This is a genomic window from Rhizobium sp. BK112, from assembly GCF_014193215.1.
GTDB lineage: Bacteria > Pseudomonadota > Alphaproteobacteria > Rhizobiales > Rhizobiaceae > Rhizobium > Rhizobium anhuiense.
Genome location: NZ_JACHYZ010000006.1, coordinates 35,298 through 49,744 on the forward strand (window position 1 = coordinate 35,298; position 14,447 = coordinate 49,744).

12 protein-coding genes and 2 pseudogenes are annotated in these 14,447 nt (G+C 62.5%); 5 read left to right on the forward strand and 9 right to left on the reverse strand.

Going from position 1 to position 14,447, the window contains the following annotated elements; genetic code table 11:
- Positions 1-196 precede the first annotated feature (196 nt).
- From FHT75_RS17740 to FHT75_RS17760, 5 genes and pseudogenes are all read left to right on the forward strand, one after another.
- Positions 197-1,093, forward strand: a complete 897-nt coding sequence (locus tag FHT75_RS17740; RefSeq protein ID WP_183845075.1) for a cyclase family protein — start codon at positions 197-199, stop codon at positions 1,091-1,093.
- A 278-nt stretch (positions 1,094-1,371) separates the two neighbouring features.
- A pseudogene (locus FHT75_RS17745) lies at positions 1,372-2,401 on the forward strand (NADP-dependent oxidoreductase).
- A 162-nt stretch (positions 2,402-2,563) separates the two neighbouring features.
- The gene (locus FHT75_RS17750; RefSeq protein ID WP_183845076.1) at positions 2,564-3,517 is read left to right on the forward strand and encodes a sulfonate ABC transporter substrate-binding protein; all 954 of its coding nucleotides are present in this window, start codon (positions 2,564-2,566) and stop codon (positions 3,515-3,517) included.
- Between the two features lie 251 nt (positions 3,518-3,768).
- The gene (locus tag FHT75_RS17755) at positions 3,769-4,086 is read left to right on the forward strand and encodes a succinoglycan biosynthesis protein exoi (protein ID WP_097630243.1); all 318 of its coding nucleotides are present in this window, start codon (positions 3,769-3,771) and stop codon (positions 4,084-4,086) included.
- A gap of 956 nt (positions 4,087-5,042) precedes the next feature.
- On the forward strand, positions 5,043-5,726 hold the full coding sequence (locus FHT75_RS17760; RefSeq protein WP_097542467.1) for a redoxin family protein: 684 nt from the start codon (positions 5,043-5,045) through the stop codon (positions 5,724-5,726).
- A 30-nt stretch (positions 5,727-5,756) separates the two neighbouring features.
- On the opposite strand, the pseudogene FHT75_RS35890 reads toward FHT75_RS17760, so the two are convergent.
- The 9 genes and pseudogenes from FHT75_RS35890 to FHT75_RS17800 form a co-directional block, all read right to left on the reverse strand.
- Positions 5,757-5,923, reverse strand: a pseudogene (locus FHT75_RS35890) (nucleotidyltransferase); the annotation flags it as partial.
- A 131-nt stretch (positions 5,924-6,054) separates the two neighbouring features.
- Positions 6,055-6,303: a hypothetical protein gene (locus FHT75_RS36490; protein ID WP_097542468.1), complete on the reverse strand. Its 249-nt coding sequence runs from the start codon at positions 6,301-6,303 to the stop codon at positions 6,055-6,057.
- A 28-nt stretch (positions 6,304-6,331) separates the two neighbouring features.
- A complete protein-coding gene (lpdA, locus tag FHT75_RS17770) occupies positions 6,332-7,729 on the reverse strand; it encodes a dihydrolipoyl dehydrogenase (protein ID WP_183845077.1) in 1,398 nt (465 codons plus the stop codon).
- Between the two features lie 5 nt (positions 7,730-7,734).
- Entirely contained in the window at positions 7,735-8,976 is a 1,242-nt protein-coding gene (locus tag FHT75_RS17775; RefSeq protein WP_097630240.1) for a dihydrolipoamide acetyltransferase family protein, read from the reverse strand.
- Between the two features lie 3 nt (positions 8,977-8,979).
- Positions 8,980-9,993, reverse strand: a complete 1,014-nt coding sequence (locus FHT75_RS17780; RefSeq protein ID WP_097542471.1) for an alpha-ketoacid dehydrogenase subunit beta — start codon at positions 9,991-9,993, stop codon at positions 8,980-8,982.
- 1 nt (position 9,994) lies between these two features.
- Positions 9,995-11,227, reverse strand: a complete 1,233-nt coding sequence (locus FHT75_RS17785; RefSeq protein WP_097542472.1) for a 3-methyl-2-oxobutanoate dehydrogenase (2-methylpropanoyl-transferring) subunit alpha — start codon at positions 11,225-11,227, stop codon at positions 9,995-9,997.
- 63 nt (positions 11,228-11,290) lie between these two features.
- Positions 11,291-12,418 carry an acyl-CoA dehydrogenase family protein gene (locus FHT75_RS17790; RefSeq protein WP_183845078.1) on the reverse strand — a complete coding sequence of 376 codons (1,128 nt, stop codon included), beginning with the start codon at positions 12,416-12,418 and terminating at the stop codon, positions 11,291-11,293.
- A 13-nt stretch (positions 12,419-12,431) separates the two neighbouring features.
- Entirely contained in the window at positions 12,432-13,619 is a 1,188-nt protein-coding gene (locus tag FHT75_RS17795; RefSeq protein ID WP_183845079.1) for an acetyl-CoA C-acyltransferase, read from the reverse strand.
- A 23-nt stretch (positions 13,620-13,642) separates the two neighbouring features.
- Positions 13,643-14,410: a 3-hydroxyacyl-CoA dehydrogenase gene (locus tag FHT75_RS17800; RefSeq protein WP_183845080.1), complete on the reverse strand. Its 768-nt coding sequence runs from the start codon at positions 14,408-14,410 to the stop codon at positions 13,643-13,645.
- Between the last annotated feature and the right edge of the window lie 37 nt (positions 14,411-14,447).

The window sequence follows — 14,447 nt, forward strand, 5'->3', positions numbered from 1 at the left end:
GCTGCAAAATTCCTTAAATCGGCATCGATTGAAGGATAACATCATGCAGTATGTCAAAGTCGACAGCGCCCTCTGCGTATGTGGAAATACGCGCGGCGCTGTCGTGAGATTCCAAGAGCGCACTATCGATGACATCGAGGCAGAAGGGAGATTAGCAATGAGGCGGTTTGCGACACGCGTTGCCATGATTTTCGGGATGACATTTTTCTCGGCCGTTGCGGCCGCTCGGGCCGACGAGCCGGGGCTCTGGAAGGTTTACAACGACGCCTTCAAGGGCGCGAAATATGTGGATCTGACCCATACCATCACTCCGAAAATCCCCGTTTGGGCGGGCTTCGGCAATTCAAGCTTTGCACCGGCAAAGGCGGGTGCGAATTTAGAAGGCTTCGCCAAGCAGGGCGATGTCTACACCTACGACAAGCATGGTTTCGAAGCGACGAGCTACCTGCTGACGACAGATCAGCTCGGCACGCAGCTCGATCCGCCGGCCCATTGGGCACCGGAATATGCCGCAATCGACGAGTTGCCGCCGACCTTCGCGGTCCGCCCGCTCGTCGTCATTTCTATCGAGGACAAGGTGAAGGCCGATCCCGGCTATCACCTGCAGGTCTCCGACATCAAGGATTTCGAGGCGAAACACGGAACGATTCCCGAAGGATCGGTTGTCTTCGTCCGCTCGGGCTGGTCCAAGACATGGCCGGACCCGGCGCTCTCGACCACCACGCCTTTTCCGGGCGTCAGCCTGGATGCGCTGAAATTCCTCCATCTCGAGCGCAAGATCCTGTTTCACGGCCACGAGCCGCTCGATACCGACACCACGCCCAACCTCGAGGGCGAACACTGGCTGATGCATAACGGCTTCGCGCAGGCCGAAGGCGTTGCCAATCTCGATCAGGTCCCGGAAACGGGTGCATTGGTCGCGATCGGTTATCCGAAATTCGGGGGTGGGCTTGGCGGCTATGCCCGCTATATCGCCATCTGCCCTCCGGATTGGCCGCATGGCGTGACCATCGGCTCGGTGCCGGAAGCGCCGCTCGCAAAATTTGACAAACCGCTTCACTACGATGAAGCGGCAGGCATGCGCATTCGATAAATCGGGCGGCGACATCAAGTCCGCTCGGAGAGGTCATTGCCTTTTGGCACACGCCGATCATCCACATAAGGAGGATGTTCGCGTTTGGCGACCGCCAATGGCACGACATCGAGCTCGATGACAATGATCGAGCTCGTTTGGTCGTGGGATCGATGAGCGGTTGTAAGGGCGTCACGGCAAAGGCGCGGTCGGCAAGCAGGCACGGTCCGGATGGCGAGGCCCAGTTTTCGAAGCGAATCCCTGATACACCGAGGAAAAATCAGAAGAGGAACACATCCATGACCGCTCAACCCGTTGCCACCCGCATCGTTCTTGCATCGCGCCCATCCGGAAAGCCGGTGGCGGCGAATTTCCGGCTCGAGCGGGAGACGGTTCGCGATCTCACCGAGGGCGAGGTTCTTCTTGAGACGCTTTATCTTTCCCTGGACCCCTACATGCGCGGCCGCATGGACGATGCCAAATCCTATGCCAAGCCGGTCGACATCGGCGGCGTGATGGAAGGGGGCACGGTCGCGCGGATCGCACGCAGCCGCAACGCGGCGTTCAAGGCGGGGGACATCGTGCTTTCGCATTCCGGCTGGCAGAGCCATGCGATTTCAGATGGTGCGGACTTGCGGAAGCTCGATCCGCAAACCGCACCGATCACGACGGCACTCGGCATTCTCGGAATGCCCGGCTTCACGGCCTATGCCGGGCTTCGCAATATCGGCAAGCCCAAAGAAGGCGAAACGCTTGTGGTCGCCGCGGCGAGCGGCGCGGTTGGCTCGGCAGTCGGGCAGATGGCAAAGATTTCCGGGGCACGTGTCGTTGGAATTGCAGGCGGGCCTGAGAAATGTGACTACATACGCCAGGCGCTCGGCTTCGATGTCGCCATAGACCATCATGCAAGCGATTTTCCGGCACAACTTGCAGCCGCTTGTCCGAAGGGTATCGATGTCTATTTCGAGAATGTCGGTGGCCACGTCTGGAGCGCGGTGTTTCCATTGCTGAACGACTTCGCACGCATACCGGTCTGCGGGCTGATCGCGCATTATAACGAAGGATCCTCTGCCTTGAGCGGACATGATCAGCTTCTTGCGGTGATGCGCGCCATCCTGCGCAAAAGCCTCACCATCCGCGGTTTCATCCAGCGCGAATTCGCCGATCAGCGTCCTGACTTCTATCAGCAGGCTGGAGCGTGGATCACCGGGGGGACGGCTCAAATACAAGGAGGACATCGTTGACGGACTTGAAAACGCTCCAGAGGCTTTTCTTGGCCTTCTGGAAGGGAGGAATTTCGGAAAACTGATCGTGCGCGTCGCGCCCTGAAACATCGCCTTGACGTTTCCTATTTCGCGGCGCGGTTCTTTTTGCTCGTTGTCGCAACAGAACAAAAAAGCCAATCCCTAAGAAGCGGATGCCGGAGCACGTATATTCTATGAAAAAGATAGAGACACTTTAATTTAGCCTCATCCTATTCCGGAGGCTATGATGAAGATTACAAGACGCGCTTTCACGGCGGTGGTGGCAGGCGCCATCGCGACACCTTTGACGCATGTTCGACTGGCTGGCGCAGCTGACAAGGTCGTGCGTATCGGCTACCAGAAATATGGAACTCTGGTGCTTCTCAAAGGCAAAGGGACGCTGGAGAAGAAGCTTGAATCGGTCGGCTACACGGTTGAATGGACCGAGTTTCCAGGCGGCCCTCAACTGCTCGAGGCGCTGAACGCCGGTGCCGTCGATTTCGGATCGACCGGCGAAACGCCGCCGATCTTCGCCCAGGCCGCCAACGCTCCGCTCGTCTACATCGCGCACGAGCCCCCTGCCCCGCGCGGCGAAGCCATACTTGTCCGGAAGGACAGCCCCATCAAATCGGTCGCGGAGCTGAAGGGCAAGAAGGTCGCCTTCAACAAGGGCTCGAACGTGCATTACCTGCTCGTCAAGGCGCTCGAAGAAGCCGGCTTGACCTACGAGGACGTGGAAGCATCCTTCCTCGCCCCGGCCGACGGCCGCGCCGCCTTCGAAAAGGGCGCGGTCGATGCTTGGGTCATCTGGGATCCCTTCCAGGCAGCGGCGGAAGTGGCGGTCGAAGCGCGAGAACTCAGAAACGGCGAGGGCATCGTTCCCAATCACCAGTTCTATCTCGGCACCAAGGCGCTGGTCGACGGCCACGCCGAGGCGATCGATATCTTGATCGAGGCCATTTCCGAGATCGACGAATGGACGAAGTCCGATACCGCGGCTGCCGCTGCAGAGCTGTCACCGTCGGTCGGCATCCCCGAACCTGTGCTCGTCAAGGCGCTCGAGCGTCAGTCCTACGGGGTCAAGAGCCTGGATGACACCGTCGTCGCGCAGCAGCAGAACATCGCCGACACGTTTTTCAAACTGAAGCTCATTCCCAAGCAAGTGAAGATTGCGGACGTCATCCGCAAGAGCAAGGCGTAATCCCCACCTGAGATCCTGGTCCCAGCGGGAAGGTCTGGCCAACCTTCTCGTTAGGAGCCGCGGTGCGAGCCTGCCGAGTGTAGCAAACCTCCGGCACGTGAGACGTTATGCGTCATCATCCCTAGAGCCCGAAGGAACGGAACGACTGATGCGGTTAGTTGGCGAGGCCCCCGCGCACTACGCCTTTTGGACGGATATCGCCGTGCTCCATCCGTCGCTACAATCCTCGCGCGAAATGACGGGGATGGGGGATGCGTCAGGGTTATCGCAATCCACAAAAGAGACCGGTACTTCTCAAGTTTCCGGGTTTAGTCATCGGCGCGCTCGCGTTTGGTGCGGCCGGCGGCTGGACCGCGAGCGACTTGCTGGCCTCATGGAGCGCTTCTGGCGGCTCCGGACAATCGTGCAGGATCAAGGGCAACATCTCCATCAACACGGGCGAGCGTATCTTCCACCTGCCGGGGCAGCGACGCTACGCAGAGACGAAGATCAGCCCCCAGTTCGGGGAAAGATGGTTCTGCTCAGAATTCGAAGCGTGGGCCGCCGGCTGGCGGAAATCGAAATCGTGATGCTTCGGCGTGGGGCCGGAGAAGCTTTGGCGCGGGCATGCCGCAGAGACCGGGCCGCATCGACTTAACACGTTCTCTGGGAAACGATGGTGCTACGGATCGGGGACTAACCCAGCCCCGATCCGTCAATCCAAGTTGACGTGAGAATCCTCGATAAGCCTTTAACCGCGCTCGCACCGGCGCCCGTCGTGGGACACCGCGAAGTCGCAGCAGTATCGGCTGCTACTCTCCCGTTTGGGGGTTCCTTGCAATTCGTTCGCCGGTTTGGGGGTTTCTTGCCCCTTCGCCCTGCACTTTCCCCGAGCCTGTCGGACCACTCTCCTTGGAGCCAGGCGCTTCGGCCCCGTTTTGCGGCCCGCCCAACCAATCATCGGTCTCGCCGGTACGCTGCTCATTCCATTTAAGCTGGCCCCGAAGATCTTGAGATACTGGCTGGGGAGGCTTTGCCGTGCCAGACGAGTTGGAAGGAGCGGCTTGGCTGGGGTCTTCGGACGCAGCCGCGTATTCTGGGGGGTCTTGGATTGTCTTCTTGGCGGGAGGCGTCTTAGAGTTATCGGTCATCACGATCTCCACTGTTGCGCCTTGTTGGATTGGGTAAGGCGGACCAACGAAAATTATCAGACCAACGAATTGAAAACTACCGTAGGATTTAATGGTATATTTTACTGTCTCAGGTTGTAAACTTAGATCGACCGGCGAGAGCGGCGGAAAAAATTTTCCCTCGAAGACCTCACAGAGGACATAGCGCCGCGGATTGCTGACCAGCCTGAATGCTCGCCCGCAGACGCTTTTACGTGCTATGATGGGCCGCACGGCTCAAGCTCGACGTCGGCAATATGGCAGATGGCCGAAAGCTACTTTGTCCCGGCGTAGAGATTTTGCGCCCAGCACGGGTTCGAGCCCCGGAGCGCTGGGTGTGTTGCCTTTTTTGCTGATCCGAGGCGAGGAGGTTGTTCATGTCCACGAGTAGTGTTGACCGCCCGCTGCAACCCGGCGACCGGGCACCGAATGTTGTATTCGACGCGATCTCGCGCGAAGGCAAGATCGCGCTCGATGATTTTCGAGGCCGCAGCCCGTTACTGATCGGTTTGTTTCGAGGCCTACACTGTCCGTTCTGCCGGCGTCATCTCGCGGCGATGGCGCAACTCAACCCGGCCCTGAAGGAGAAAGGCATCGAATGTCTCGCAGTGGTCAAGACGCCAGTCGAGCGGGCGCGGCTCTACTTCCGCTACCATCCGCTACCCGACCTTCTTAGCGCATCCGACCCGGTGGGGGCTTCACATCGCGCCTTCGGTTTACCCATCCTCGAGTTCACGGAGAATGAAACCGAATGGCCGCACAAGCTCGGAATGGACGCGGTCATGACAATGCGGATCGATCTGCCGGGGGAGTTGCCCGTGCCGATGAACCCGGCTGCGGCGGGCGACTTTCTTGAGAAAAAGGACTGGTATGAAATTACGGCGGCCGACCGGCAGATTATGATCGCCGGTCACATGCCGCTTATCGGCGAGTTCCTGCTCGATCGGGAAGGCACTGTGCGCTGGAGTTTCACAGAAGCCGAAGAGGAAGGCCAAAATCTATGCCGGGCCCCGAGTCCCGAAGAATTGATGTCCGCAGCTTCCCAAGTCGCACATCTATAAGCTGCTGAAAATCTCGACGACCACCGTCCTCAGACGGTCGGCAGCCTTTACCAATACTCGGCGGACTCGCAGGGCTTCCCGTTGTTGACGATGATCAGCAGGTCGAAATCCGCCCGATAGCCCTTCGTTGTGAAGGGTTCATCCACCCAGCCACCTTTGGCCTAGAAGCCAAACAGGATGATCTTCAGGATCCGGCCACTTCCAACACCGCGCCTAATTTAACTGTTGGCGAAATGATGTAGGGCCAAGCCGAGGTCGGATACGCGCCTAAGCTCCTCGGCCGCGTGCATCTGCCTGTGGCTGATCGGGTCCGTATGACTGCCGCCGGCTAACGGCTCGCGGCCGTAGTCGATGGCGCTTCCCATAAGGCGGGGAACCTCGTCGCAGCTGCGAGCTGAGCGGCGTCGATCCGGCCGCGCGAGGCCAGCATCGTGATGTCGCTCTCCTTGATGTTGATGATCGCTGGGACCGTGCGCGGTTCGTCGCATCTGACGGATGTCGAACCAGCGACCCCTTGACCCCAGGAATTGGAGCCGTGATCGACGGTTTTGCCGCCGATCGCGACGCCTTCCAGCATTGTCAATGTCCGGACCTGGACTTGGGCCTCAGATATGCAGGGCACTTCCCAAAGCTTTCAGCGCCGCCTCCATCACCGCTTCGCTGCGGGTCGGATGTGCATGGATGGTGCCTGCGATGTCTTCCAGACGCGCACCTATCTCGATGGCCAGCGCAAAAGCCGCCGAGAGCTCGGAGACCCCGGCGCCCACCGCCTGCAGGCCGAGCACGAGATTGGTGTCGGCGCGGGCCACCACGCGCACGAAGCCCTCTTCGGATAGCATCGTCATCGCCCGACCGTTGGCGCTGAACGGAAACTGGCCGGTGCGGATTTCATAGCCTTGCGCCTTCGCCTCTGCCGGCGACAGGCCGGCGCTGACGATCTCCGGGTCGGTGAAGCAGATGGCGGGAATGCATCTTTTGTCCCAGGCCCGCTTCTTGCCCGCAATGATCTCAGCCACCATCTCGCCTTGCGCCATGGCCCGGTGGGCAAGCATCGGCTCGCCGGTCACGTCACCGATCGCATAGATGCCGCGCATCGACGTGCGGCAACGATCGTCGATCCTCAGATAAGGGCCGGCACGATCGAGATCGAGCTCTTCGAGACCCGACCCAGCCGTTCTCGGGCGGCGGCCGACGGTGACGAGGATGCGGTCCGCCGGCAGGCTTTGCTGACGGCCATCCGGTGTTTCGACGATCAATGCGTCGCCATCGTCGGCAAGGCCGATCGCCTTGGCGCCGGTCAACACCCGGATACCGCCTTCGGCCAACTTGCGCATGACGGGCCGCACCAGCTCGGCATCATATTGGGGCAGCACCTGCGGCGTCGCCTCGACGACCGTCACATCAGATCCCATCTTGGAAAAGGCCGTCCCGAGCTCCAGCCCGATATAACCGCCGCCGACCACGACGAGTTTGTTCGGCAGCTCGGTCAGCGACAGCGCCTCTGTCGAGGACATGACGCGGCCGCCGAAAGGCAGATCGGCAAGCTCCACCGGATCGGAACCGGTGGCGATCACCACGGTCTCGGCCCGGATGATCTGCTGGCCGGTTTCCGTCTCCACCTCCACCGTCTTGCCGTCGCGGAAGCGGGCCCGACCGTGGACGATCTTGACCCGCGCCTTTTGCAGCAGTCCCGAAACACCGCCTGTGAGCCGGCCGACGATCCCGTCCTTCCAGGCAATCGTTCTGCCGAGATCGATCGAGGCGCCTTCGACGCGGATGCCCATCGGGTTCCTGCCAGCCAGCATCTTTTGCGTCGCGTCGAATTCCTCAGCCGCATGGATCAGCGCTTTGGAGGGAATGCAGCCGACCGTCAGGCAGGTGCCACCCGGTTTACCGGCCTCGACGATGACGGTATCGATGCCGAGCTGTCCGGCGCGGATGGCGCAGACATAGCCGCCCGGACCGGCGCCGATGACGAGGAGCTTGCAGAGGATCTCTTTCATGGATCTCAGCCTTCGATGAAAATGAGCGCCGGCGTTTCGATCAGCGTGCGGATGCGCTGCACGAAGTTTGCCGCATCCCAGCCGTCGATGATGCGATGGTCGAAACTGGAGGAGAGGTTCATCATCTTGCGCGGCACGAATTGCGCGCCGTCCCAGACCGGTCGCGTGGCGATCTTGTTGACGCCGATGATCGCCACCTCGGGATGATTGATGATGGGTGTCGAGACGATGCCGCCGAGCGCGCCGAGCGAGCTGATGGTGATGGTGGAGCCGGAAAGCTCATCGCGCGTCGCCGTCCCGGATCGTGCTGCTTCCGCCAGCCGGTTCATCTCGGCGGCGCAATCCCAGATGCCGCGGGCTTCCGCATGCCGGACCACCGGCACGGTCAGGCCGGCCGGCGTCTGTGTGGCGATGCCGATATGGACGGCACCGTGGCGGGTGATGATGCCGGCATCGTCGTCGAAGGTGGCGTTGACGTCAGGCTGCTCGGAAATCGCCTTGACCAGTGCGCGCATCAGGAAGGGCAGAACAGTCAGCTTCGGGTGGCCTGGCCTGCGGTCGCCGTTCATGGTGGCGCGAAGCTCCTCGAGCGCGGTCATATCCACTTCCTCCACATAGGTGATGTGGGGGATGCGCGAGGCGGAAAGCACCATCTTCTCGGCGATGCGGCGGCGCAGGCCGGTCAGCTTGATCTCCTCGGTCGCCGTCTTCCTGGCAAAACCGTTCTTCACTGCTGCGGGAGCGGCTCCTGGGGTCAGGAATTGCTCGATATCCTCGCGCAGGATACGCCCGGCCGGTCCTGTCCCCTGCACCTGCCTGAGATCGACACCGCTTTCCCTGGCAAAAAGCCGCACCGAGGGCGCGGCAAGCGGCTTTTCCGTCGATGCAGCCGCCGGCACTGGCGCTGGCGCTGGCGCTGCCGGGGTAGGTTTTGCAATGTCGGCCCTGGGGGCTTCGGCAATCGGCGCCTGCCCAATCACCACAGGCTGCGTCTCGCCGACATCTCCCGCCGTCTCGATCCGCACCAGCGGGGCCTTGACCGCGATGCGGTCTCCGACCTCGCCGGCAAGCCAGATGACGGTGCCATGGACGGGCGACGGAATTTCCACGGTGGCCTTGTCGGTCATGACGGCGGCAATCACCATGTCCTCGCGGACGGGATCGCCTGTCTTCACGTGCCATTCCACAATCTCGGCCTCGGCGACCCCTTCCCCGACATCGGGCATCTTGATGATGAATTCGCCCACGGCTCAGGCCTCCATGACTTCGGCAAGCGCCCGCCCGACACGGCCGGGACCGGGGAAATAGTCCCACTCCTGCGCATGCGGATAGGGCGTGTCCCAGCCGGCGACACGCACGACCGGCGCCTCGAGATGATAGAAGCAATGTTCCTGCACCAGTGCTGCGACCTCGGCGCCGAAGCCCGACGTCAGGGTTGCCTCATGCACGACGACGCAGCGCCCCGTCTTGGCGACCGATTTGACGATCGCATCGAGATCGAGCGGCAGCAGGCTCCTCAAATCGATCACCTCGGCATCGATGCCGGCATCTTCGGCTGCGGCAAGCGCCACATGCACCATGGTGCCGTAGGCAATCACGGTCACCGCCGATCCGACGCGCCGCACCTCGGCCTTGCCGATCGGAATAGTGTAATGGCCATCGGGCACCTCGCCGAGGTCATGCTTCGACCAGGGCGTCACCGGCTTCTCGTGATGGCCGTCGAAGGGGCCGTTATAGAGCCGCTTCGGCTCCAGGAACATGACGGGATCGGGATCCTCGATCGCTGCGATCAGCAGGCCTTTGGCATCGTAGGGATTGGAAGGCACGATCACCTTCAGCCCGCAGACATGGGTAAAAAGCGCCTCCGGGCTCTGGCTGTGCGTCTGGCCGCCGAAGATACCGCCGCCGGTCGGCATGCGCACGACGATCGGGCAGGTGAAATCGCCGTTGGACCGGTAGCGGATGCGCGCCGCCTCCTGCGTCAGCTGGTCATAGGCCGGATACATGTAATCGGCGAACTGGATTTCGACACAGGGCTTCAGCCCGTAGGCGGCCATGCCGATCGCCGTGCCGACGATTCCGGATTCGCTGATCGGCGTATCGAAGCAGCGTGTTCTGCCGTATTTTGCCTGCAGGCCCTGCGTCGAGCGAAAGACGCCGCCGAAATAGCCGACGTCCTCGCCGAAAACGACGACATTGTCGTCCTTCGCCATCGAGACGTCCATGGCGCTGCGCACCGCCTCGATCATCGTCATCCTGGCCATGTCAGTACCCCGCCTGCTGCCGCTGACGGCGGATATGCGGCGGCATCTCGGCATAGACGCCCTCGAAAATGTCGCGCACCGAGGGCCTGCCGCCGGCATGCAGGGTGCCGTGCGCCTCTGCCTGGCGCTGCGCCTCGATCACCTCATCCATGATTTCGGCTTCCGCCTGCACATGCCGCTCCTCCGACCAGACACTCTTGACGATCAGATGTTTCTTCAGCCGCAGCACGGGATCTCCGAGCGGCCAGGCCTCCGATTCCGTCTTCGGCCGGTAGGCGCTCGGATCGTCGGAGGTCGAGTGGGCGCCGACGCGGTAGGTCACATATTCGATCAGCGTCGGGCCGAGATTGCGCCGCGCGCGCTCGGCCGCCCAGCGGGCGACCGCATGGACGGCGAGATAATCGTTTCCATCGACACGCAGCGCCGGAATGCCGAAGCCAAGGCCGCGGGCGGCGAAGGTGCCGGAGCCGCCGCGGGCGATGCCCTGGAAGGTGGATATCGCCCACTGATTGTTGACGATGTTGAGGATGACCGGCGCCTTGTAGGTCGAGGCGAAGACCAGCGCCGAGTGGAAATCCGATTCCGCCGTCGATCCGTCGCCGATCCAGGCCGCGGCAATGCGGCTGTCGTTCTTGATCGCCGAGGCCATTGCCCAGCCGACGGCCTGCACATATTGGGTAGCGAGATTGCCCGAGATGGTGAAGAAGCCGTGCTCCTTGGAGGAATACATGATCGGCAGTTGCCGGCCGCGCAGGGGATCGCTCTCGTTCGAGTAGATCTGGTTCATCATCTCGACCATCGGATAGTCGTCGGCGATCAAGAGGCCCGCCTGGCGATAGGTCGGGAAATTCATGTCTCCCTTCTCGAGCGCCTTGCGGAAGGCGCAGCTGACGGCTTCTTCGCCGAGATGCTGCATATAGAAGGAGGTCTTGCCCTGCCGCTGCGCCATCAGCATGCGGGCGTCGAAGGCCCGCAGTTTCATCATGTTGCGAAGCCCGGTCAGCAGCTCCTCATCGGAGAGCGACCCGGCCCAGGGGCCGACCGCCTCGCCGTCGCGGTTCAAAACACGGATGATGGAATAGGCAAGATCGCGGATGTCTTCCGACGCGACATCCACCTCCGGCCGCGGCACCGCGCCGGCCTTGGCAATCCTGACATTGGAAAAATCAGGCTGGCCGCCAGGTCGGACGGCGGGTTCGGGGACGTGCAGGCTCAAACGAGCAGAATCCACCATGTCGTTTCTTTCCTCCCTTGCCGGCCTTGCCCCTCTCCTCCGAGAGCCGGGCCGGATGTCGTTCTATAGATTGCGGGCGATCACCATGCGCTGCACGTCGCTCGTTCCTTCGTAGATCTGGCAGATGCGCACATCGCGGTAGATGCGCTCGACCGGATAGTCGGCCATGTAGCCATAACCTCCATGGATCTGGATCGCATCGGAGCAGACACGCTCGGCCATCTCGGAGGCAAAGAGCTTCGCCATCGAGGCTTCCGACAGACAGGGCAGCCCCGCCTCCCGGAGCGAGGCGGCATGAAAGACGAGCTGCCGCGCCGCCTCGATCCGCACCGCCATATCGGCAAGGCGGAAGGCCACGGCCTGGTGCTCAAAGATCGGATTGCCGAAGGCCGTGCGCTCGCGGGCGTAGTCGCGCGCCGCCTCGAAGGCCGCCCGCGCCATGCCGACGGCCTGCGCCGCAATGCCGATCCGCCCGCCCTCGAGATTGGCGAGCGCGATGCGATAACCTTCACCTTCCGCACCGAGCCTCAGCCCGGCCGGGATGCGCATGTTGTTGAAGGCGATCTGGCAGGTATCGGTGGAATGCAGCCCAAGCTTCTCTTCGACGCGGATCACCTCGTAGCCTGGCGTCTCCGTCGGCACGATGAAGGCGGTAATGCCTTTCTTGCCGGCGTCGGGATCGGTGACGGCAAAGACGATGATGACATCGCCGTTCTTTCCCGAGGTGATGAATTGCTTGGAGCCGTCGAGCACATAGTGGTCACTGTCACGCCGCGCCCGGGTCTTCAGGTTCGAGGCATCCGAACCCGCCTGCGGCTCGGTCAGCGCAAAGCCGCCAATCCATTCGCCGTTGGCCAGTTTCGGCAGGAAACGCTGCCGCTGCTCCTCGGTGCCGAATTTCAGGATCGGCACACAGCCAACGGAACTGTGCACGCTCATGATCGTCGAACAGGCTCCGTCGCCGGCGGCGATCTCCTCAAGTGCTGCGGCATAGGCGACCACGCCGGTATCCGAGCCGCCATAGGCTTCCGGCACCAGCATGCCGAGCAGCCCGAGTTCACCCATCTCCTTCAGTTCCTCGCGCGGAAAGAGATGCTCCCGGTCGCGTTTGGCCGCCCCCGGCGCCAGCCGGTCGCGGGCAAAGTCGCGGGCGAGATCTGAAATCTGCTGCTGGAGGTCGGAAAGGATCATCTGTTCTGTCCTCCTATTGCCGCTCGATGGCGACGGCGGTCGCCTCGCCGCCGCCGATGCAGAGCGCCGCCATGCCGCGCTTCAGATCGTAGCGCTCCAGCGCCGCAAGCAGCGTCACCAGGATCCGGGCCCCCGAAGCGCCGATCGGATGGCCGAGCGCGCAGGCGCCGCCATGCACATTGACCTTCTCATGCGGCAGGTTGAGATCGCGCATCGCCGCCATGGTGACGACGGCAAAGGCCTCGTTGATTTCGAAAAGATCGACCTCCGACAACGATAAGCCGGTGCGATCGGACAGTTTCTGCAGCGCACCGATCGGTGCGGTAGCGAAAAGATTGGGCGCCTGCGAATGGGTGGCATGGCCAAGGATGGTGGCAAGCGGCTTGAGGCCGCGATGCTCCGCCTCGGAACGGCGCATCAGCACGAGGGCTGCCGCGCCATCGGAAATCGAGCTGGAATTGGCGGCAGTCACCGTGCCGCCGTCTCGGAAGGCCGGTTTCAGCGTCGGGATCTTGTCGAGCTTCGCCTTGCCGGGCTGTTCGTCGCGGCTCGCCACCTGCTCAGTCCTGCCGGATTTCACCGTAACCGGCACGATCTCGCGGTCGAAACAGCCTTCGGCAATCGCCTTCTGCGCCCGCGTCAGCGAGGCGATGGCGTAGCTGTCCTGCGCCTCGCGCGTGAACTGATAGGCCTCGGCGCAATCCTCCGCGAAGCTGCCCATCAAGCGCCCCTTGTCATAAGCATCCTCCAGCCCGTCGAGGAACATATGATCCACGACACGCCCATGGCCGAGCCTGTAGCCGCCACGGGCCTTGTCAAGGAGATAGGGCGCATTCGTCATGCTTTCCATGCCGCCTGCAACCGCCACCGAGGCGCTGCCTGCGGCGATCAGGTCATGCGCCATCATCACGGCCTTCATGCCCGAGCCGCACATCTTGTTGACGGTGCTGGCCGCCGTCGCGAAAGGCAGGCCGGCATGGATCGCCGCCTGGCGCGCCGGCGCCTGGCCCTGCCCGGCCGGCAGGACACAACCGAAGATAACCTCCTCGATCGCCTCGGCCGCGATGCGGCTGCGCTCAAGCGCTGCGCGGATCGCCGTCGCTCCAAGCTCCGGCGCTGTCGCCTCTTTCAGCTCTCCCTGAAAGCTGCCGATCGGGGTGCGCGCTGCACCGACGATGACGATGGGATCCTGCAAAACCATCTTTCCTCCTTGGGGCGACGCGTTCACCGCGCGCCCATCCGCAATGCGCCGTCGAGGCGGATGACCTCGCCGTTCAGCATGTTGTTTTCCAAGATATGGCGCACCAGCCCGGCAAATTCCGCCGGCCGGCCGAGCCGCGGTGGAAAGGGCACGCTCTTGCCGAGTGCGGCCTGAACCTCAGCCGGCATATCAGCCATCATCGGCGTCTCGAAAATGCCGGGCGCGATCGCGACGACGCGAATGCCGTGACGCGCAAGCTCGCGGGCGATCGGCAAGGTCATCGCCGCCACCCCACCCTTGGAGGCGGCATAGGCTGCCTGGCCGATCTGACCGTCGAAGGCGGCGACCGAGGCCGTATTGACGATGACGCCGCGTTCGCCTTCGGCATCCGGATCGGTCTGTTGGATCGCTGCGGCGGCAAGCCGGATCATGTTGAACGTGCCGATGAGATTGATTCCGACCGTGCGGGCAAAACTTTCGAGCCGATGCGGCCCGTCGCGGCCGATCACCTTTTCGGCCGGTGCGACGCCGGCGCAATTCACCAAGCCGCGCAAGCCGCCGAAGGCTTCGACGGCAGCGGCAATCGCTGCTGCTCCCTGCTTCTCATCGGCCACGTCGGCCTTGACGAACTGTGCAGCGCTTGCGAATTCCCGGACGACATGTTCGCCCGCTTCGGCATTGAGGTCGGCGATCGTCACGCGCCCGCCTGCCTCGACAAGCGCGCGCACCGTGGCAGCACCGAGGCCGGAGCCACCACCGGTGACGATGAAGCTTGCTCCTTGGATCAACATGAATCTGTTCCTCCCTGCCGGCGGCGACCGCCTCCAA

Coding starts and splice junctions, on each gene's coding strand:
- lpdA (WP_183845077.1), bottom strand. CDS start 7,729: ATGAAAGAGATCCTCTGCAAGCTCCTCGTCATCGGCGCCGGTCCGGGC.
- FHT75_RS17750 (WP_183845076.1), top strand. CDS start 2,564: ATGAAGATTACAAGACGCGCTTTCACGGCGGTGGTGGCAGGCGCCATC.
- FHT75_RS36490 (WP_097542468.1), bottom strand. CDS start 6,303: ATGCTGGAAGGCGTCGCGATCGGCGGCAAAACCGTCGATCACGGCTCC.
- FHT75_RS17740 (WP_183845075.1), top strand. CDS start 197: ATGACATTTTTCTCGGCCGTTGCGGCCGCTCGGGCCGACGAGCCGGGG.
- FHT75_RS17790 (WP_183845078.1), bottom strand. CDS start 12,418: ATGATCCTTTCCGACCTCCAGCAGCAGATTTCAGATCTCGCCCGCGAC.
- FHT75_RS17780 (WP_097542471.1), bottom strand. CDS start 9,993: ATGGCCAGGATGACGATGATCGAGGCGGTGCGCAGCGCCATGGACGTC.
- FHT75_RS17755 (WP_097630243.1), top strand. CDS start 3,769: ATGCGTCAGGGTTATCGCAATCCACAAAAGAGACCGGTACTTCTCAAG.
- FHT75_RS17785 (WP_097542472.1), bottom strand. CDS start 11,227: ATGGTGGATTCTGCTCGTTTGAGCCTGCACGTCCCCGAACCCGCCGTC.
- FHT75_RS17800 (WP_183845080.1), bottom strand. CDS start 14,410: ATGTTGATCCAAGGAGCAAGCTTCATCGTCACCGGTGGTGGCTCCGGC.
- FHT75_RS17760 (WP_097542467.1), top strand. CDS start 5,043: ATGTCCACGAGTAGTGTTGACCGCCCGCTGCAACCCGGCGACCGGGCA.
- FHT75_RS17795 (WP_183845079.1), bottom strand. CDS start 13,619: ATGGTTTTGCAGGATCCCATCGTCATCGTCGGTGCAGCGCGCACCCCG.